Source organism: Methylobacterium sp. AC315 (assembly GCF_979253755.1).
The window spans coordinates 185,348-205,777 of the sequence record NZ_CEEDEA010000008.1 but is presented as its reverse complement, the minus strand read 5'-3'; the positions used below and the strand labels follow the sequence as shown (position 1 = coordinate 205,777).

14 protein-coding genes and 1 riboswitch are annotated in these 20,430 nt (G+C 71.5%); of the genes, 11 read left to right on the top strand and 3 right to left on the bottom strand.

What is annotated here, in order from left to right:
* Positions 1 to 41: 41 nt before the first annotated feature.
* From AC0IY0_RS16050 to AC0IY0_RS16030, 5 genes are read left to right on the top strand one after another with little or no spacing between them, the layout of a single operon-like run.
* Positions 42 to 875: a branched-chain amino acid ABC transporter permease gene (locus AC0IY0_RS16050; RefSeq protein ID WP_471764573.1), complete on the top strand. Its 834-nt coding sequence runs from the start codon at positions 42 to 44 to the stop codon at positions 873 to 875.
* Entirely contained in the window at positions 868 to 2,667 is a 1,800-nt protein-coding gene (locus AC0IY0_RS16045; protein WP_471764571.1) for a branched-chain amino acid ABC transporter ATP-binding protein/permease, read from the top strand. The genes AC0IY0_RS16050 and AC0IY0_RS16045 overlap by 8 nt, the downstream gene beginning before the upstream one ends.
* Complete coding sequence (locus AC0IY0_RS16040) at positions 2,660 to 3,391, top strand: ABC transporter ATP-binding protein (protein WP_147939857.1); 732 nt, start codon at positions 2,660 to 2,662, stop codon at positions 3,389 to 3,391. Before AC0IY0_RS16045 ends, AC0IY0_RS16040 begins: the two co-directional genes overlap by 8 nt.
* 3 nt (positions 3,392 to 3,394) lie before the next feature.
* Positions 3,395 to 4,318 (top strand): DUF1028 domain-containing protein, encoded by a 924-nt coding sequence (locus AC0IY0_RS16035; RefSeq protein WP_471764569.1) that lies wholly within the window; start codon positions 3,395 to 3,397, stop codon positions 4,316 to 4,318.
* Positions 4,311 to 5,717, top strand: a complete 1,407-nt coding sequence (locus tag AC0IY0_RS16030; RefSeq protein ID WP_471764567.1) for an amidase — start codon at positions 4,311 to 4,313, stop codon at positions 5,715 to 5,717. The genes AC0IY0_RS16035 and AC0IY0_RS16030 overlap by 8 nt, the downstream gene beginning before the upstream one ends.
* Positions 5,718 to 5,763: 46 nt before the next feature.
* Here AC0IY0_RS16030 and AC0IY0_RS16025 read toward each other — a convergent pair whose 3' ends face one another.
* Positions 5,764 to 6,978, bottom strand: coding sequence for an acetyltransferase domain-containing protein (locus AC0IY0_RS16025; RefSeq protein ID WP_471764565.1), 1,215 nt, complete (start codon positions 6,976 to 6,978; stop codon positions 5,764 to 5,766).
* Positions 6,978 to 9,212: a TonB-dependent siderophore receptor gene (locus tag AC0IY0_RS16020; protein WP_471764563.1), complete on the bottom strand. Its 2,235-nt coding sequence runs from the start codon at positions 9,210 to 9,212 to the stop codon at positions 6,978 to 6,980. Before AC0IY0_RS16020 ends, AC0IY0_RS16025 begins: the two co-directional genes overlap by 1 nt.
* A gap of 107 nt (positions 9,213 to 9,319) precedes the next feature.
* Positions 9,320 to 9,528, bottom strand: a riboswitch (cobalamin riboswitch).
* Positions 9,529 to 10,407: 879 nt separating this feature from the next.
* On the opposite strand from AC0IY0_RS16020, the gene AC0IY0_RS16015 reads away from it, so the two are divergent.
* The 6 genes from AC0IY0_RS16015 (at position 10,408) to AC0IY0_RS15990 (ending at position 19,661) form a co-directional block, all read left to right on the top strand.
* Positions 10,408 to 10,725 carry a hypothetical protein gene (locus AC0IY0_RS16015; protein WP_419830927.1) on the top strand — a complete coding sequence of 106 codons (318 nt, stop codon included), beginning with the start codon at positions 10,408 to 10,410 and terminating at the stop codon, positions 10,723 to 10,725.
* Between the two features lie 277 nt (positions 10,726 to 11,002).
* Positions 11,003 to 11,323 carry a hypothetical protein gene (locus AC0IY0_RS16010; RefSeq protein ID WP_147909893.1) on the top strand — a complete coding sequence of 107 codons (321 nt, stop codon included), beginning with the start codon at positions 11,003 to 11,005 and terminating at the stop codon, positions 11,321 to 11,323.
* Positions 11,324 to 11,475: 152 nt separating this feature from the next.
* Positions 11,476 to 11,874, top strand: a complete 399-nt coding sequence (locus AC0IY0_RS16005) for a DUF350 domain-containing protein (protein WP_147909894.1) — start codon at positions 11,476 to 11,478, stop codon at positions 11,872 to 11,874.
* A gap of 1 nt (position 11,875) precedes the next feature.
* The gene (locus AC0IY0_RS16000; protein WP_471764561.1) at positions 11,876 to 12,538 is read left to right on the top strand and encodes a DUF1190 domain-containing protein; all 663 of its coding nucleotides are present in this window, start codon (positions 11,876 to 11,878) and stop codon (positions 12,536 to 12,538) included.
* Positions 12,538 to 13,704: a glutathionylspermidine synthase family protein gene (locus AC0IY0_RS15995; RefSeq protein ID WP_471764559.1), complete on the top strand. Its 1,167-nt coding sequence runs from the start codon at positions 12,538 to 12,540 to the stop codon at positions 13,702 to 13,704. Before AC0IY0_RS16000 ends, AC0IY0_RS15995 begins: the two co-directional genes overlap by 1 nt.
* Before the next feature lie 695 nt (positions 13,705 to 14,399).
* Positions 14,400 to 19,661 carry a S8 family serine peptidase gene (locus tag AC0IY0_RS15990; protein WP_471764557.1) on the top strand — a complete coding sequence of 1,754 codons (5,262 nt, stop codon included), beginning with the start codon at positions 14,400 to 14,402 and terminating at the stop codon, positions 19,659 to 19,661.
* A gap of 174 nt (positions 19,662 to 19,835) precedes the next feature.
* On the opposite strand, the gene AC0IY0_RS15985 is transcribed toward AC0IY0_RS15990, so the two are convergent.
* Positions 19,836 to 20,414, bottom strand: a complete 579-nt coding sequence (locus AC0IY0_RS15985) for a GbsR/MarR family transcriptional regulator (RefSeq protein WP_147856216.1) — start codon at positions 20,412 to 20,414, stop codon at positions 19,836 to 19,838.
* Between the last annotated feature and the right edge of the window lie 16 nt (positions 20,415 to 20,430).

Sequence of the window (20,430 nt, the reverse complement as noted above, 5' to 3'; positions counted from 1 at the left end):
GCTTACGCCGCGCGAAGACGCCGGCCCATCCGGAAGCTGCGATGCTGCTCATCCTCGACATCCTGACCACCGCGGCGATCCTGTTCGTGGTCTCGATCGGCCTCCTCGCGATCTTCGGCGTCCTCAAGATCATCAATTTCGCCCACGGGGCGTGGCTGACGATCGGCGCCTACTGCGCCGTGGTGACGGCCAGGCTCGGGCTCAATCCCTGGGCGGCGCTGCCGCTGGCCTTCGTGGTCGGCGCGGGCCTCGGCGGCCTGGCGGAGCACTTCATCATCCGCCCCCTCTACCGCAGGCCGCTGGACGCGATCCTCGCCACCTGGGGGCTCGGGATCGTGCTCGGCCAGCTCATCACCCTGGCCTTCGGCCGCGACGTCCAGCTCACCCCGAACCTGTTCTCGGGCACCGTCGCATTCCTCGGCGTCGATTATTCGGCCTACCGGCTCGTGGCCCTCGGCATCGCCCTCGTGATCGGGATCCTGTTCGCCCTCACCATCGAGCGGACGCGGCTCGGCCTGTCGGCCCGGGCCGTGATCATGAACGAGACCCTGGCCCGCAGCCTCGGCATCGATACCGGGCGGGTGCGCCTGGTGGTGTTCATGATCGGCGCGGGCCTCGCGGCGCTGGCGGGCGTCCTCCTGACTCCGCTGACCAGCGTCGATCCCAACATGGGGGTGAGCTGGCTGATCGGCGCCTTCATGCTGGTGATGGTCGCCGACGCGTCCTTCCTGGCGCTCGCGGCGGCCTGCCTCGTCTTCGGAGCCGCGCAGGTCCTGATCAGCACCTTCGTCAGCCCGATCCTGGGCAGCATCGCCGTGGCGGTGCTCGCGGCCCTCGTCCTGCGCGTCAGCCCGAAAGGTTTCTCCCGTGCTTGAGACGATCCCCGCCACGGAGCGCGCCGCCCTCTCCGGTCGACGCCTCGCCCGGACGGCGCCCCTCGTGGTCGCGGCGGTGGCGGCCTCGGCCCTCTGGATCGCGCCGGCGTTCCTCGACACCTTCGCGGTCAACGTGCTGACCCGCTCGATGATCTACGCGGTGCTCGCCGTCACGGTGGACCTGCTCTGGGGCTTTGCCGGCATCCTGACCTTCGGCCAGGCCGCCTTCTTCGGCGTCGGCGCCTACGCCGCCGCCATGATCCTGGGCGCCTACGGGGCGACCCCGCTCGGGATTGCCGCCGGCATCGCCACCGCGGTCGCGGCGCCGGCCCTGCTCGGCCTCGCGGTCGGGTGGCTGTCCTTCTATCACCGCTCGACGCCGCTCTACGCCTCGGTGATCTCGCTGGTCGTCCCGATCGTCGTGACGCAGCTCATCTACTCGGGCGGCGAGTGGACCGGCTCCAGCAGCGGCCTCGTCGGGTTCGACGTGCTGCCCTTCGAGATCGAGGACTATTTCCGCCTCGCGGCCCTGTTCCTGATCGCCGTCACGCTGGCGGCCTGGATCCTGGTGCGGTCGGATGCCGGGCGCGCCCTCGTGGCGTTGCGCGACAACGAGGCGCGCTGCGCCTATCTCGGCCTCAACCCCCGGCGCCTGCAGATCCTCCTGACCGCGGCGCTGGCCGCCGTGGCCGGGCTCGCGGGGTTCCTGTTCGCCAACGCGTCCGGCGTGGTCGCCCCCGAGAATGCCGGCTTCCTGTTCGGCACCGAACTGGTGATCTGGGTGGCGCTCGGCGGCCGCGGCACGCTGCTCGGCCCGGTGCTGGGCACGATCGCCATCGACTACCTCGCGGCGAACCTCTCCGGCGACCTGCCCTTCCTCTGGCAGCTCCTGCTGGGGACGGCCTTCGTGGCGATCATCATCCTGCTGCCGGGCGGGCTCGCCGACCTCGCCGGCCGGCTGTGGCGGGCGCTGCCGCTCGGCCGGACGGAGCCCGCCGCCCCCGCCCTGGTGGCGCGGGACGCCACCGCCGCCGCGACCGCGACGGATGCGCCGATCCTCAAGGTGGAAGGCCTGGCCAAAGCCTATGGCAGCCTGACCGTGCTCGAAGGCATCGACCTGGAGATCCGGGCGGGCGAGCTCGTCAGCCTCGTGGGCCCCAACGGCGCCGGCAAGACCACGCTGATGCGCTGCCTCAGCGACGGCACCGAGCCGTTCACCGGCGCCATCGCCATCGGCGGCACGGCGATTTCCGGCCTGACGCCGAACCGGATCGTCGGGCTCGGGGTCGGCCGCAAGTTCCAGGTGGCGAGCGTCTTCGAGAGCCTGTCGGTGGCCGATTGCCTACGGCTCGCGCGGGCCCCTCACGACGGGCTGAACCCGGTCGGCCGGGCTCCGACGCTGGGCCTGCCGCAGGCGGCCCTCGACGTGCTGCGGATGACCGGCCTCGACCGCCTGCTGACGCAGCCCGCGCGCCTCCTGTCCCATGGCCAGAAGCAGGCCCTGGAACTCGCCATGGTGGTGGCGCTGGAGCCACGGCTGATCCTGCTCGACGAGCCCACCGCCGGCCTGACCAAGGCGGAGCGCACTACCATCGGGACCGTCCTCAAGGCGCTGACCGCCGGGCGCCGGATCGCCGCCGTCCTGGTCGAGCACGACCTCGACTTCGTGCGGGAGATCTCGTCCCGGATCGTGGTGCTGCACCAGGGCCGCCTGGTTCTCGACGGCACCGTGGACGCGGTCGTCGGCTCCGAGCTGGTCCGCACCATCTATTCGGGAGGCGCCCATGGTTGAGGCCGCGCAACGCACCGCGCCGTCGGGGGCCGCCCTCGACCTCGATGCCGTAGCGAGCGGCTACGGCGCCGTCTCGATCGTGAAGGGCGTGTCCCTGGCGGTGGGAGCGGGCGAGATCGTCGCCCTCCTCGGCAAGAACGGCATGGGCAAGACCACGCTGCTGAAGACCATCCTCGGGATGGTGGCCCTGCGCGGGGGCAGGATCACCATCGCCGGACAGGGGCTCTCCGGGCTGTCCCCCGCCAAGCTCGTGGCGCTCGGCGTCGGCTACGCCCCCCAGGAGCAGCCGCTGTTCCAGGACCTGTCGATCCGCGACAACCTGCGCCTCGCGGTGCCGTCCGACCGGCACCTGCCGGAGGCGCTGGAGCGCCTGTTCGGCCATTTCCCGTTCCTGAAGGACCGGCTCGCCCAGCGCGCCGGCACGCTCTCCGGGGGCGAGCAGAAGATGCTGATCCTCGGCCGCGCCCTGATGCTGCGCCCGCGCCTGCTCCTGATCGACGAGATCTCCGAGGGCGTGCAGCCCTCGATGGTCGAGCGCCTGCGCGCCGTGCTCCTGGCGGAGCGGGCCTCGGGCCTGTCCATGCTGGTGGTGGAGCAGCACGTCGCCTTCGCGCTGGGCCTCGCCGACCGCTACGCCGTGCTCAAGCTCGGCGAGATCGTCGACAGCGGCTCGGCCAAGGGCCCGGATGCGCAGGCCCGCGTCATCGACCACCTCGCGGTGTGAGGCATGATGGAACTCAACACCTTCTCCATCGCCGCCCGGTGTCCCCGGACCGGGCAGCTCGGCGTCGCGGTGGCGAGCGCCGTGCCGGCCGTGGGCGGCCTCTGCCCGTACATCCGGGCGGGGATCGGGGCCGTCACCACCCAATCCTGGGTGAACCCCTACCTCGCCCTGCGCATCCTCGACGGGCTCGCCGGGGGGCAGCGATCGGACGCGGCCCTCGCGTCCGCGCTCGAGACCGACGACAGGCCGGACCTGCGCCAGATCGGGCTGGTGGATGCGGGCGGCGCGGCCGCCGCCTGGACCGGTGCCGGCTGCACGGCGCAGGCCGGGCACCGCACCGGAGCCGGATACGCCGTGCAGGGCAACATGCTGGCCGCCCCCGGCGTGATCGACGCCATGGCCGAGGCCTTCGCGGGCAGCGCCGCCTGCGACCTCGACGAACGGCTGATGCGCGTCCTCGAAGCCGGCGAGGACGCGGGCGGCGATCGGCGCGGCAAGCAATCGGCGGCGCTCAAGATCGTCGCCCGCGAGGATTATCCGTGCCTCGACCTGCGCGTCGACGAGCATGCCGCCCCCGTGGCCGAGCTGCGCCGCGTCCTCGCCGTGGCCCGGCGGCAGCTCGTGCCCTTCGTGGCCGGGATGCCGCGGCGGGAGGGGCCGGCCGGCGCGTTGCCGGAGGATGTCGCCGCGATGCTCCTTCGGTCTCCCGGCGAGCGGCCCGGTGCGGCGGCCGCGGGCGCGCTGGACCCGCTGCACGACATCGTCGGCCTGCCCCCGGAGGCGGCCGCACGGGTCGCGCACCTGCATGCGCAGTTCGCGCCGGTCCTGGCCGAGATCCGGACCCTGCGCGACCTCGACCTCGCGGCGGTCCATCCCCCGGTCGTCTTCGACCCGAGCCTCCCCTATCGCCGGGTGCCCCATGACTGACGCCATCTGGTCCCTGCCGATCACGGAGCTCGCCCGGCGGATCGCGGCGCGGGAGCTCTCGAGCGTCGCGCTCGTCGGCGCTTACCTCGACCGGATCGGGCGCCTCGACGGCGACCTCCAGAGCTTCGTGTGCCTGTCCTCGGCCGCCCTCGACGCGGCGCGCGCGGCGGACGAGGAGATCGCCCGGACGGGGCCGCGCGGGCCGCTCCACGGCATCCCGATCGGCATCAAGGACAATTACACGACCGCCGACCTGCCGACCCGGGCTGGCACCTCGGTCGACGCCCTGACCTTCCCGCGGGAGGACAGCCATTGCGTCGCGAGGCTGCGGGCGGCCGGCGCCGTGATCCTCGGGAAGCTGCGCATGCACGAATTCGCCTGGGGCATGGTCACGCCGCCGACGCGCAACCCCTGGGACCTCGCGCGGGTGCCCGGCGGATCCAGCGGCGGATCGGGGGCGGCGGTGGCAGCCCGGCTGTGTCCGGCGGCGCTCGGCTCGGATACCGGCGGCTCGATCCGGATCCCGGCGGCCCTCTGCGGCGTCGTGGGCCTCAAGCCGACCTATGGACGGATCGGCCGCTCGGGGATCGTCCCGCATTCCTGGTCCCTCGACCATGCCGGGCCGCTCACCCTGACGGTGGCCGACGCGGCGCTCCTGCTCCAGGTCCTGGCGGGCCCCGATCCGGCCGACCCGGCCGCCGCCTCCGTGCCCGTGCCGGATTACACGGCCGGGCTCGACGAGCCGGTCGGCGGATTGCGGGTGGCGGTGATCCGCAACCATTTCTTCGAGGCGGTCGATGAGGACGTCGCCGCGGCGGTCGAGGAGGCGATCCGCTTCTTCGCCGGGCAGGGCTGCACGGTCCGGGACGTCACGGTGCCCGCCCTGCGTTACGGGCTCGGCGCCATCTACGCCATCGAGCTGGCGTCCTCCACGGCCTATCACGACCGCAGCCTCGCGCAGGGCCACGTGGCGGGCTTCGCCGACGACGTCCGCGACCTCGTCGAGATGGGCCGGTTCGTGACCGGTCCGGACTACCTGCGGGCCGAGCAGGCCCGGGGGCTGATCATGGCCGAGATGGCCGCAACGCTGGACGACGCGGACGTGATCGTCACCCCGGCCTCGCCGCTGACCGCGTGGCGGACCGACGAGGCGACCGTGGCGCTCGCGGGTCGGCAGGAGAGCGTGCTGGCGGCGTCCTGGCGCCTCACCTACCCGTTCAATCTGACGGGGCTGCCCGCCATCGCGCTGCCCTGCGGCTTCGACCGGCGCGGCCTGCCGATCGGCCTGCAAATCGCCGCCCGGCCCTTCGCCGAGGGGATGCTTCTCCGGTTCGCGCACCGATACGAGCAAGCGCACGGTTGGTGGCATCGTGTCCCGCACGTCGGGGGGGAGCCGTGACCGCAAGGCGGCGACGCTGCGGCGGGCCCGCGTTCCTTGTGCCTCGTCACAGGTAACGCAGGCCGGGCCAGGACGCGCGGCGCTTGAGCCCGATCATCCCGTGACAGGCCGCGTAGAGGGGCAGCGAGAGCGCGGCGGCCATCAGCCAGATCAGCGCGGGGGAGCCGACCTCGATCCGCCCCGAGGACGCGACGAGACCGAGCGCGGCCGCGGCGGTCTGCAGGGCGCGCAACAGCAGCAGGTGCAGCAGATAGAAGAACAGCGGCGCACCGCCGAAGACCTGCAGCCAACCCGACATCGCCGCCGGGAGGCCCTCGAACAGCGCCAGCAGAACGAGCCCGAGGCCGAGCGTGGCCAGGAGGAAGTCGGCGGAGGGCGGATACTTGGTCAGGTTGAGGAAGGCCAGAACGGTGTCGACCATCGTCGCGCGGGACTGCCAGGGTACGGGATCCCCGTAACCGTTCAGGCCGCGCAGGACGACGAAGGCCGCGAGCGCGACCCCGCCGAGAACAACCAGCCGGCGCTGCCGGTCCTTCGCCGGCACGGCGCCGCAAAACCACGGTCCCAGCGCGTAGCCGGCCGCGATGACCCCGATCCAGGGCAGGACCGGGTACGAGGTCCGGGCCGCGCCCCATGGCAGGGGGATCAGCCCGCGCTGGTGCAGGATCGACCACAGGGCGTAGCCCGCCTGGTCCGACGCGACGGCGATCCCGTCGAGGGCGTTGTGCCCGAGCATGATCGCCAGCGCGACGCCCAGCAGCGCCACCGGCGGGAGCCAGAGCAGGCCCGCGAGGGCGATCATGCCGATGCCGATCGCCCAGATCACCTGCAGGTACAGGATGGGCGGCGGCAGGCTGGCGGTCCAGGCGAAGCTGACGAGGGTCACTTCCAGCACGATCAGGAGCAGGCCGCGCTTCAGCAGGAAGGCGGCGGTCGCCGACCGCCCGCCATGCGTCCGGCCGTACAGGCTCGCCGACAGGCCGGTGAGCAGGATGAAGACCGGGGCACAGAGATGCGAGGCGATCCGCGTCCAGGCGAGGCCGGCCGGGGTCACGCCGAGATCCATCGGGTCGCGAACCTGGGCGTGCAGGTAGACGAACTCGCGCACGTGATCGACCACCATCAGCAGCATCACGAGGCCGCGCAGGGCGTCGATCGAGCCGATGCGGTGCGATCGACGCGGGGATGGGGCGCGGCAGCCGGCATCCCCCGGGCGCAGGGGATCCGGCGGCGCGGCGGGCTCCTCGGCCCTGCGGGCCATCAGAACCGAACCGTGAACGAGCCGGTGAAGCGCCGCGGCGAGCCCGGATACACGCGGAACACGTTGAGCGAGCTCTCGTAGTACTGCGTGTCGAAGATGTTCTCGACGTTGAGGGCCAAGCGGACGTTGTCGAAGCGGTAATAGGCCAGGGCGTCCACCGCGATATAGGCCGGCAGGACGAAGCCCGAGCCCGCGGCATCCCCTGCCCGCTCGCCGACGCCGCGCACGCCGCCGCCGACGCCGAGGCCCTTCCAGTCGCCGCCCTGCGGTTCGTAGACCGCGAGCAGGCTGCCCGAGTGGCGCGGCACGTTGATCAGCGGCGCGCCCACCGGCAGCACGTTGTCCTTCGTCACCACCGCGTCGGCGAAGACGTATCCGGCCAGCACCTTCAGTTCGGGGGTCAACTGACCTTGCGCGGTCACCTCGAACCCCTGGCTGCGCACGGCGCCCGCCGCGATCGAGAAGCCGCTGTTGTTGGGATCGGGGGTGAGCACGTTCTCGCGCTCGACCCGGAAGGCGGCCGCCGTCAGCAGGAGGTTGCCGTCGAACAGCTCGGACTTCACGCCGACTTCGTAACCGAGGCCGGTCTCGGGTGCGAGCGGCGTGCCGCGCGTCACCGCCGCGGCGTCGGGGCCGATATTCGGGCGGAAGCTCGTGCCGACATTGGTGTAGAGCGCGAATTCCGGGATCGGGCGGTAGACGAGGCCGGCCCGCGGCGAGGCCGCCACGCGCGATTGATCGACCTGGCTGCGCGGGGCCCGCTCCCGGAAGGACTGCTCGAAGATGTCCACCCGCATCCCCACGAGCGCCCGCCATTCCGGGGTAAGGACGATCTCGTCCTGCGCGTACAGGCCGGTGTTGGTGACCCGCTCCAGGTTGTTGCGCGGGATGGTGATCGGCGGCAGCGCCTGCCCGTAGACGGGCGCGTAGATGTCGAGCGCGAAGGGGCTCGTGCGGAAATTCGAGCGGAAGTACTGCGTCCGGCTGTCGGTGCTCTCGCGGTCCAGCCCAAGCAGCACCGTGTGGCCGATCCCGGCCGTGTCGAAGCGCCCGAGCAGTTCGGCCTGCCCGATCGCCACGTCCCAGCGGTAGTCGCGCACGTTGCGGTCGCGCGCCACGGTGCGGTTGTCGGCGGCGAGCGAACGGACCTCGGCCGACTCGCCCGCCAAGTCGCCCGTGTTGAGGTAGGTCGCGAGCCGCATCTGCCAGGCGTCGTCGAAGCGATGATCGACGCGCACCTGCAGGGTGTTGTTGGTCTGATAGGTGCTCTGGCCCGGCTCCCCCAGGAAGCGTGAGATCGGCAGGAAGCCGAGCTGCTTGTTGATCGCGATCACCCCGCGGTCGAACACGATGCGGTTCTTGACGAACTCGGTCTCGACCGTGACGCGGGTATCCGGCGTCACCTGCCAGCTGATCACCGGCGCCACGAGCAGCCGGTCGCTGTTGACGAAGTCCCGGAAGCTGCCGGCGCCCTGGGCCGCGAGGTTGAACCGGTACAGGACCGTGCCATCCTCGTTGAGCGCGCCGCCGGCATCGACCGTCCCGCGCGTCAGCCCGAACGAATCGATCTGGGTGCCCATCTCGACGAAGCGCTGGGCGGTGGGCTGCTTGGTGATGAGGTTCACCAGCCCGCCCGGATCGCTGCGCCCGACCAGTCCGGCGCCGGGGCCCTTCAGCACCTCGATCCGCTCGATGTTCTGGGCATCGGGCGGCGGGGGCGTGCCGCGATTGAGCGGGAAACCGTTCTTGTAGATCTCCGAGGTCGTCACCCCGCGGATGGCGTAGCTGAACAGGCTCAGGCCGCCGAAATTGTTCTGCTGCGCGACGCCGGGGAGGTAGTTGAACACGCGATCGACGCGGGTGGCGGCGAGGTCGCTGATCACCTCCCGGGGGGCGACGGTGACCACCTGCGGCACGTCGATCTGCCGGGTCGGGGTCCGGGTCGCGCTGACGGCCCGGGTCGCACCGTAGCCCGGCGTCGGCCCGATCAGGCCGATGCTGTCCGACGCGGCCGTCGTACCGGGGGCTGGGCTGCCGCCGACATGCTCGACCGAGACCTCCTCCAGGGCGATGCTCTCCTGCGCCCGCGTCTCGCCGGCCGGCGAGCCCGCCGTCAGGATCGCCGCGAGGGCGACACGCGGGCTCTGGCGGCGGAAGGGAGACCGGGAACGGCTCCGCGGGCCCCGGGCTTTCGCGGAGGGATGGGTCGTGGTCGGCTTCGGGCGGACTGGCACCGGCACACTCATGGTTGTCGAGCCGGAGGCTTCAGCGTGAGCGCGTGCGGGCGACGGGCCCACGGGGCCGCGCCGTCCCTGCGTTCCGCCGGGGCACCCCGCCCGAGGGTCGTCGTCACGCCGAGGCAGGTCTCCTGGCTCGCGGGTCACGATCCCGGCCTGGTCTTCCCGATGCGACGCATCAGTGACCACGGGCGGCAGGGACTCACCGCTTACAGTTGCGGGGGCAGCTTCGGCCTTGCCCGTACGAGCGCACCGAATTCCCATCTTCGCCCGCGGACCGAAGCCCGCGGGAACCTTGGCCGCCCGATACTCGCCACCGCGCCCCCGGGGGTCAATGCCTCAACGACAGAATGCAATAACGTTACACACGCTGTGGTTTAAGGGACACATCGGCCTCCCGGTTCGCCAGCTCACGGTTTCGGCTCTGGCGGATGAGCGCGCCCGGGCAGCAGCGGGGCGCCGCCTTCCGGGGCCGGATCCGGGATCTCTTCCACGTGGCTGCGGAAGCCAGCGCCGGACGTCGGCCTGTCGGCGCGCGGTGGCGGCGAGACGGCCAGCAGGCAGCCCGGCCGAGACCGCGATGGTCTGCCAGGGACCGGACGGCGCGGCCATCCGGGCGTGTTCACCGTGCGGAGCCACCCGCAGGCGGAGCGCCAGGCCCGGGTTGGCCGCAGCCTCGTCCAGGAACCCGGACCTGTCCGGATCGAGTGGGTGTTGGCCCCAGACCGGGATGGACGCGCCGCCTCCACGCTCTTCCGATCCCGCTCGGCCGGAAACCGTAACGCAGCGATTCGACACGGCGTTCGATCCGTCCGGATACGGTCTTGCGTCCACCTGGGGCGGCCCCCGATCTGTTTCGAGACGCGGCCCGGATTGCACCCGCGGTGCCAGGGAGCGACGCGCCTCGGCGCGAGGCCGGGCGAACTCCGGGCCGCCGCCGGGCTCATCCGTATCGGGCGCGCGGCGTGGGCCGGGCGCGTCGAGACCCGCATCAGATCGGCGGGCTGCGAGCCCCCCGCGCGGGCTTCGCGGTGCGTGCCGGCCTCCGGTGGGCCCTCGGGGCGCGGCACCTGCGGCTTGGCTTCGACACCGGGTCGCGGCGTCGCGAACCTGAACGGCCGCAGGGGGTTTGCTTTCCGAAGAGCGCGGTCGGCACCGACGCGGTACGCCGCGCGGCGTGGAGAACATGATGATGGACAGCACCCTGGCTTCGGTAACGGTCCCTTCCCTGAAGGCCGCTCGATCGGCGCGAGACCGCCTGGCCCGTGCCGGGTTTGCCCGCAACAGCATCGACATCGAGCGGCATGGCGACGGGTTTGAGGTCTCGATCAACACGCGCGAAGAGAACAAGGCACGGGCCGAGCGTATCTTGACCGGATCGCCGCTGGGCAACGACCTCCGGCAGGCCGGGGAACAGGCGGCCGACTTCGTGCACGGCAACCGCTCTTTCGCCCTGGGCCTCGCCGCATTGGCCGGTTTCGCGATCTTCAGCCTGACGAAGCGCCGGTGACCCTCGTACCCGCCGTCAATCGGCTCGCGCGCCGGTTCCGTGCCGGCGCACCGTCACGACGCGTGCCCTCCCGACGAGGGTGCGGGTGCGGGATGGCTACCGGATCTCACCCCTCCGCGCTGAGAAGCCGTGGAGGGGGCGTGGAGGGGGCAGCGGGGTAAGCCCGCGTCTGCTCTAAGCCCGCCATCCGGCCTGCGAAGTCCGCGCCCGTCAGCGTGAAGCCGATCCCGCCGGGCGGCTCGGTTCCGGTTCGACCCGTCGCGAGGCGATGCTTGTGATGCGCAGTGTGGACCGCGTCCTGATCGGCCTCGGCCTCGCCGTCTGGCTGCCCGCCCTACCGTTTGCCATCGCGTTGGCCGTGGGCAATGGGGCCGGCTGCACGTTGAGCGAGAACGACGTCCATCCGTGCGTGATCGCCGGGATCGATCTCGGTCTACCCCTGACGCTGATGGCGCTCATGGGCTGGGTCGTCGTCGCGATGCTGCCCTTGATGGCCCTCACGCTGGTGGCGGGTGTGGTTTGGGGCGGCGTCCGCATCGGTCTGACCTGGCGGCGTGGGCGGGGAACACGCCGCGCTGCCGATCGTCCAGCCCCATAGCGGCGGTTGCCGCCCCGCGATTGTGACCGTTCCTGCCTGCATGCTACGCCCTGCGGAGCGGCTGAGCGAAACCTCGACGGATACGGCTCCATGGGCGACCCGACCGACGCATCACCCTGGTCCGCGCCGGGTCCCGCCGAAGGGCTTTGGGCATGACCTCCATCTCGGGTCTGCCCGCCTTCCTGCTCTACCTCGTGACGGCTGGGGGACTGATCGGCCTCTACCTTCTCGTCTACACGCTCGCCACCGCCCACAATGAGCTCGCGCTGATCCGGCGGGACGTGGCCGCGGCCGCGGTGGCGCTGGGCTTCAGCCTCGTCGGCTTCGCGTTGCCGCTCTCGGTGGCGATCTACAACGCCCAGTCCATCCTCGATTGCATCGTCTGGGGCCTCGTCGCCCTCGTCGTGCAGATCCTGATCTACTGGCTCGTGCGCCTCGCGGTGCCGGATCTGTCGCGGCGCATCGAGGACGGGCGGATGGCCGCCGCGGTGCTCCTCGGCGCGGCGTCCTTCGCGGGCGGCCTCGTGAATGCCGCCTCGATGACCGCCTGAGATGGCGGACGCGCGCACGGTCGGGCCCGCAGAAGACCCTGGCGAGAGCCGCCGGCGCAAGCGCTCGGCCGCGATCTCCCTCGTCCTGGTCACCGGGGCCGGAGCGGCGGCGCTCGGACTGGGCTGGCTGGATCCCTCCCAGAAGGAGGAGGACGCCCTGGTGTACGACAGCCTGTCCGCCTGCATCGGCCAGGGGCTTCGCACGGAGGAGGCCTGCACGACCGATTATGCGGCCGCCCAGGCCGCCTATTCCACGACAGCGCCGCGCTACCCCACCGCGGAGGCGTGCCGGGCGCATCACGGTCCGGACGGCTGCGTGGCGGGAGAGACGGTCGCTCCGGACGCAGCCGGCTCTTTCGTGCCCCTGATGGCCGGCTACATGATCGGGCGCACGCTGGAGCAAGGCCTGCCGGCCCAGCCGCTCTACCGGCACGCGGAGGAGACCCAGGCGGCCGGCGGAGGCAGCCGCGGCGGAGGCGGCTACTGCACCGGTTCGGGCGGCCGGGTCTACGCCGCGGCGGGCCGTCCGGCGACCCGCGTCGCGTCCAGCGTGGCGCGCACGACGGCGTCCGTACCGCGGATGGTGTCCCAGGGCGGGTTCGGTGGGACCGGGCGGGCGATCGCTTCGGCCGGCAGCCGCTCGGGCGGGTTCGGAGGCGGCTGATGCGCCGCGTGCCCATCCCGGAGCGTCCCGATTGGCGCGATCACGCGGCGCGGGCCGGCTTCGCCTTCCACACCTTCGACGACGAACCCTACTGGGACGAGAGCGCCTACTACGCCTTCACCCTGGCCGAGGTCGAGGACGACATCGAGGCGCCCACGCGCGAGCTCCACGCCCTGTGCCTCGCCTTCGCCGACCGGGCCGTGTCGGACGGTGCGATCCTCGCCTCCCTGGCGATCCCCGAGCACGCCTGGGACGCCATCGCGGACAGTTTCCGGCGGCGCGACCCTTCCCTCTACGGGCGGATGGACTTCTGTTACGGCGGGGCCGGCACCGGACCGGCCAAGCTCCTCGAATACAACGCCGACACGCCGACCGCCCTCTACGAGAGCGCCGTGTTCCAGTGGCTCTGGCTGGAGGACGGTCTCGCGCGGGGACGCCTGCCCGCGGGGGCGGACCAGTTCAACGCGCTCCACGAGCGGCTGATCGCCCGCCTCGCCGCCATGGGGCTCCCCGGCACCCTGGCGTTCACGTGCTATCCCGACGCGCCGGAGGACAGGGGCACGGTGGCCTACCTGCAGGATTGCGCCGTGCAGGCCGGGCTCGCGGCGCCGTTCGTGCCGCTGGAGGCGGTCGGCCTGTCCGAGGACGGGCGGTTCCTCGACGCCGCAGGCCGGCCGCTGGCCGCCCTGTTCAAGCTCTACCCCTGGGAATGGCTGCTCGCCGACGCGTTCGGCCCGGCAATCGGCGCTTCGCCCACCCGCTTCGTCGAACCGCCGTGGAAGGCCGTGCTCTCCAACAAGGGCCTGCTCGCCCATCTGTGGGCGATGGCGCCCGGCCACCCGAACCTGCTTCCGACCTACTTCGAGGACGATCCCGGCAAGGCGGCCCTGGGCACCTCCTTCGCGAAGAAACCGCTCGTCTCGCGCGAGGGCGCCAACATCCTGCTCGTGCGCGACGGCGTGCTCCTGGAGCGCGACGCGGGCCCCTACGGACGCGAAGGCTTCGTGCGGCAGGCGCTGGCGGAACTCCCCGCCTTCGAGGGCCGCCACGCGCTCGTCGGCAGTTGGATCGTCGGGGACGAGCCCTCCGGCCTCTGTCTGCGCGAGGGGCCACGCCGCATCACCACGGACCGGGCACGGTTCGTGCCGCATCTGATCGCAGGCTGAAGCGGGGCTCGTCGGCGACACCGCGACCAGGGCAGAACCTTCGACCGACCCGATGCCGGTCTTCATGTCGGCGCTCGCCGCCCTGGCCCCTCTTCGGGCGCTGCGGACGCCGTGACGGCGCCAGCCCCCGGCTGACCCATGCTCGACGCGTTGCCGATTGAGGCGCTTCCGCGCTCCGGGCCTCACACCGCGACCGTGTTTCGTCATGCCGACGGCGGCCGGATCGTCGGAGCGGCCCCCTCGCGTTGGCCGCCGAGCGGTCCCGTGCCGCCGTCCAGCAGCGGGAGCCATCGGGTTGCCCCGGCACGCGCACATGCATCGCCCGCCAACCGGTGCGCCACGCCGTGGCATTCGGGTCACACGGCGCTCGGAAACCGCATCTGTTCAACGGGCGGAAGCGCCCTGCGCGCCCCGCCATGCCCGCAGATACAAGCAATAAACATGCCACTTTAGAAATTTTGCCGGCGACAGCATTCAGACATGCCGAACAGATTTCGATGATCATTCTATATCAACACGGTTATTGATCACGCATCGCGTCTTTTTCAAAAACAACGCTCCACTTGCATCCCCTTTTTTCGAAACTAACCTGCGTGGATTCGCTCATTTTAACGCCTTAACTTTCGACAAAGACGATCTACGGCGGAAAATAAGCGACGTTGTTTCCCTTTTGCACCGGACACTGAGCGGTCAAGATGCGTAGACACACGTACGTCGATAGCACTTCACGGAACGGATCTAAGTGTCGGCGCTTGATCGCGACTGCACTTTACCGTTCAACCCTCGGTCTCACGGCCTTGGGTGCCTCGGTCTCGCACCATGCCCTCGCCCAGAGCTTGGCCAGCACCGACCCGGCGAGCTGGCGCACGACGGAGTACCGGGCGGATTGGGGCTTGGAGGCGATCCATGCGGCCGATGCCTACGCGGCGGGCTATACCGGCCTGGGCGTCACCGTCGGGGTGGTCGATTCAGGTATCTACAATGCACACCCTGAATTCGCGGATGGCCGGGTCAAACCTGTCACATTGACAGGAACATTCGGGTCGAGCGGCTTCTTCCTCATGGATGTTTACGGGCGACCGCAAGCCAATTCACCATCGTGGAATACCTTTACGAAGGGGCAGCCTTACACCGTTCCGGGCACGTACAACCCCGTCTACAACGATCCGCATGGAACGCATGTGAGCGGCACGATCGCGGCTTCCCGCGACGGCGTTGGAATGCACGGCGTTGCGTTCGATGCCAAAGTTTATGTTGCTGACACAGCAACAATCGATTTCACAAGGCATGGCTTTAATATCGATTACAGTTATTTTAAAAACGCTTACGAATCTGTGGCACTTACGGGAGCCCGCGCTATAAATACATCCTGGGGCGACCCGCCTCTACAAGACAACTATAATACGACAGCCGGAATGATGCGTGCCTACGCGACGTTTGCAGGGGGGAAATCTCTCCTCGACGCAATGGACGAGGTTACGCAGAGATATAATGTTATACAAGTTGTGATCGCAGGAAATACATCCTTCACAAATTCTGATATTCGAGCCTCGTTACCCTACTTTAGGCCGGCGCTGGAAAGCCGCTGGTTAGCCGTTGGAGCGTTGCAGCAATCTGACAGAAATAAATATGATCCAAACAGTCTATCTATTGCTTGGTACTCAAACAAAGCCGGAGTCGATAAATATTGGTACGTTGTGGCGCCAGGAAGTGGGATAACTAGTGCGACACCTCCCTATACGCAGGGTGCCGCATGGAACCCCAGCCAATGGGGTGTCAATGCTCGGCACCAGACTGGCTATACGACGGTAAGCGGCACCTCGATGGCCGCGCCGCATGCCACCGGCGCGCTCGCGGTGATCATGCAGCGCTACCCGTACATGACCAACCAGCAGGTCCGCGACGTCCTGCTCACCACCGCCTACCATCGCAATGCGGTCGACGGCGTCGCGGACGCCAACCCCAACGCTCCCAACGCGATCTGGGGCTGGGGCGTGATCGACCTGAACAAGGCCATGAAAGGACCTGGGCAGTTCCTCGGTCCCGTCGCTGCCAACCTTCCCACCGGCACCAGCGACACGTGGTCCAACGACATCTCCGAGGACGCGCTGATCCAGCGCAAGCAGGAGAACGACGCCGAGGCCGCGGCTTGGCCGGCGCGCAAGGCCGCCATGGATCCGAAGCTCACGCTTCCCGCCCTGCAGGCCTCCCTGCCGGAGACCTGGTCCGCCCTCGTCGGCGTCGTCACGGCGTTCCGCAGCGGCAGTCTGCCAGCCATCCTCGACGCCCTCAAGGCGAGCGACGCGAGCCCCGTCGGCAGCAAAGTCGTGACCGCCTTCGTCGAGACGAACGGGATCGGCTGGGCCTGGCCGCTCTCCGATCCGAACTTAGCTTACGCGCGCGTCAACATCGGCAACCGCTTGGCCCGCTATATCGTGGGGCTGAGCCGCGCCGACTTCACCAAGGTCGCCGCCGGTATCGCCACAGATTGGCAGACCGAGGTCCAGGTCGAGACCACGCGAGTCGCCTCCTTCGCGTCGATCCCGACCCGCGGCAGCCTGATCAAGCGCGGCGGTGGCACGCTCACACTCACCGGCACCAACACCTATTCCGGCGGCACCACCCTGGCCGGCGGCACGCTCTCGGTCGCCCGCGACGCCAGCCTCGGCGCCGCCGCCGCCCCGCTCAGCTTCGACGGCGGCGTCCTGCAGGTGACCGGCACCGGCTTCACCGCCACCTCACGCCCGATCACCTGGGCGAACGGCGGCGGCGGGCTCGACATCGCCGACCCGGCCAACACCTTCACCCTCACCCAATCGCTCACCGGAGCCGGCGGGCTGGCCAAGCTCGGCGCCGGAACGCTCGCGCTCTCGGGCACCAACACCTATGCCGGCGCCACCACCATCGCGGCCGGCACCCTCCTGGCCCGCGGCGGCCATGCCATCGGCGACCGCAGCGCCGTGCTCATCGGCGCCGGCGCCACCCTGGCGCTCGCCGACGGCGAGACCGTCGGCTCGCTCGCCGGTCAGGGCCGCGTCGCGCTCGGATCCGCCCGCCTCACCGCCGGCGGCGACGGCTCCTCCACCACCTTCGCCGGGACCCTCGACGGCACCGGCGGACTGACCAAGGCCGGCGCCGGCACGCTCACCCTGGCGGGCGCCAACACCTACACCGGCGGCACCACCATCGCGGCCGGGACCCTGCAGGTCGGCGCCGGCGGCACCACGGGCAGCCTCGTCGGCGACGTCGCCAACGCCGGCACCCTGGCGTTCGACCGCGCCGACGCCGTCACCTTCGCGGGCACCGTCTCGGGCACCGGCGACCTGGTCCAGCGCGGCGCCGGCACCCTCACGCTCACCGGGGCCCACAGCTTCACCGGCCTGACCACCGTGGCCGCCGGCGGGCTCAACCTCACCGCCAGCGCCAGCCTGGTCTCGCCGGTGGTCACCCTGGCCGGCACCACGCTCACCCATGCCGGCAGCCTCACGGGCGGCCTCACCAACGCCGGCTCCGCGCTCACCAGCGGCACGATCGCGGGCGGGATCACCAACACCGGCAGCCTCACCGCCACCGGGGGCACGCTCGACGGCGCCATCCGCAACGCCGGGCAGCTCGCCGTCACCGGGCCGGTCTCCTCGGATGCCGGCTTCGCCAACGCCGCCGGCGCCAGCCTGACCGTCTCCGGCCGCTACGCCCTGGCCGGCGGCCTCACCAACGCCGGCACCGTCGCGATCGCCGACGGCGGCCGCCTCGTCGCCGGCCGCGTCGCCAATGCCGGCCTGCTCACCGTCGCGGCCCAGGGCAGCGTGGTCGACGACCTCGTCAACACCGGCCGCCTGGTCAACGCCGGCGCCTACACCGCCGACGCGGTCAACGCCCCGGGCGGCACCCTGATCAACACCGGCCGCTTCACCACCGTCTCGGCCCCGTTCGCCAACGCCGGCACCCTGGTCACCACCGGCAGCCTCACCGGCGGGCTCACCAACACCGGCGCCGTCCAGGCCGCCGGCGTGCTCGCCGGGCCGGTGAGCAACGCCCCCGGCGCGGTGATCGCGCTCACCGGCCCCACCACCGGCATCGCCCGGCTCGCCAACGACGGCGCGTTCGACCTCGGCGGCACCGCCCTGACGGTGGGCTCGCTCACCGGCACCACCGCCACCGCCACGCTCGGCAACGGCCGGCTCACGGTCGGCACCGACGGCAGCGCGTCCGACTATGCCGGGCAGATCGTCGACGGCGGCAGCCCGACCAGCCTGACCAAGGTCGGCGCCGGCACCCTGACGCTGTCCGGGCTCAACACCCTCTCGGGGCCGATCAGCGTGCTGGGCGGCGACCTCGCGGTCACCGGCGCCCTGCCCAACGCCGCGCTCACGGTCGGTTCGGGCAGCCGGCTCACCGGCGACGGCTGGTTCGGCAGCCTGAGCCTCGGCGCCGGCAGCCTCCTCAGCCCCGGTACCGGATCGAGCCCCCTCGGGCGCATCACCGTCGCCGGCAGCCTCACCCTGGCGCCCGGCTCGGTCTACCGGGTCGACGCCACCGCCGACGGCCGCGCCGACCGCGTTGCGGTCGGCGGCAGCGCCACGGTGGCGGGCGCCCGGGTCGAGGCGGTGGCCGGCGCCGGCCCGTGGTCCGCGCGCACCCGCTACACCATCCTGAGCGCCGCCGGCGGCGTCCAGGGCCGGTTCGCCGGGGTGTCGAGCAGCTTCGCGTTCCTGACCCCGTTCCTCGGCTACGAGCCGAACGCCGTGACCCTGACGCTCGCGCGCAACGACCTCGACTTCGCCGCGGTCGCCCAGAGCCACAACCAGCGCGCGACCGCCACGGCCGTGCAGGCCGGGGCGGTCGGCTCTGTCCTGTACGACGCGGTCGCGACCCTGTCGGCGCCCCAGGCCCGGGCGGCGTTCGCCGGGCTGGCGGGCGACGCCCATGCCAGCCTGGCCTCGACCGCCTTCGCCAATGCCGGCCTCACTCGCGAGGCGGTGCTCGACCGGCTGCGCTGGGGGGCCGCCCCGGAGGCGCGCGACTACGGCAGCCTGCCGGCCGCCTACACCGCCGACCGGCCCGGGGAGCCGGTGGAGCCGGTGGCGGTCCCGGCGCGGGTGTTCGACCCGCGGGTCGTGAGCCTGTGGGGCCAGGGGCTGGGCAGCCTCGGCCACGTCCGGGCCGACGCCAACGCCGCCGCCCTGTCGCGCCGGAGCGCCGGGTTCTTGATGGGCGTGGACGCGCGCCTGGACGGGCTCGGCCTCGGCGGGCTGCGGCTCGGCGTGGTCGGCGGCCATGTCGAGACCGATCTCGCCAGCCCCGGCCAGGTCCAGACCGGGACGCTGGCGAGCACGTTCGGCGGCATCTACGGCAGCCTGGAGGCGGGTCCGGCGGTGGTGCGGTTCTGCGCGCTGGCGGCCGACGAGCCGGCGCGGCTGCGCCGGGTCGTGGCGTTCCCGGGCCTGACCGACACGCCGAGCGCGCGCACCGGCGGGCGCAGCGTCCAGGGTTTTGGCGAGGCCGGCTACCGGATGGCGCTCGGCGCCGGCGCGGTGCTGGAGCCGTTCGTCGGCGCCGGGGCGGTGGCGCTGGAGCGCGACCGCTTCGCCGAGCAGGGCGGGGCGGCGGCGCTGACGGGGTCGGCCCGCGCCAGCCTGCTGCCGACCGCGACCGCGGGGGTGCGCGCGGAAGGCCAGCTCGATCCGGAGGCGGCGCTGCCGGTGTCGGTGCACGCGCTCGCCGGCTACCGGCGCACCTTCGGCGACGTCGTGCCGAGCGCGATGCTGGCGTTCCGGGGCACCGGCGCCCGGTTCGTGAGCGCGGGCCTGCCGATCGACCGCGACGCCCTGGTGGCCGAGGCCGGCCTGTCGGTGCTGCTCACCCCGGCGGCCTCGCTCGGCGTGTCCTACACCGGCCAGATCGGCGCCAGAGCCCAGGACCATGCCGCAAAGGGCGCCTTCACGGTCAGGTTCTGAACAGGCCTACGCGCGGCGGGGATCACGCGAGCGCGCGGCAGGCGGCAGCTCGCTATGCGGCGGTACAGCCCGGTCCCGAGGGATTGCGATACCGCTCCCGTATCGCCTGCCGTGCCCTCGCGGCGCACCGTTCGCCGAGCGCGGGACCCTTCAGGCTCCGCTCGGAACGCCCCCTCACTCCACCCGGCCGCCCCGCCCCCCGAGGCGGCCGGGGAGGCCGGTCAGGCGGTCCTTCATGGCCAGCACCTTTTGCACCTTGGCGCCGAGGGTGAGGAGTTGCACCAGGCGCTCGGTGTCGAGGCGGCGGACGTCGGCGTACCAGCCCGCGAAGAGCTCGAACAGGTCGTGCATCTCCCGGAGCCGGCCTTGCGCGTGGCGCTCGACCTCGGATTCGGCCTCCTGCATCAGCAACTCGCGCAGCAGGGTCAGGGTCGGGTCGATCTCGCGCTTCTTGCGCTCCTCGACCAGGGTGCGGACGATCTGCCAGATGTCCTCCGGGGTGGCAAAATAGTCCCGCCGGTCGCCGGGCACGTGCAGCAGCCGCACCAGGTTCCAGGCCTGCAGCTCCTTGAGCCCCATGCTGACGTTGGAGCGGGAGACGCCCAGCCGCTCCACCATCTCGTCGGCGTTGAGCGGGCGCTCGGCCACGAACAGCAGGGCGTAGATCTGCCCCACGGTCCGGTTGATGCCCCAGCGAGACCCCATCTCGCCGAAATGCAGCACGAAGGTCTGGACCAGGGGAGGCAGGTGCACGGCGGCGATCCGTCGG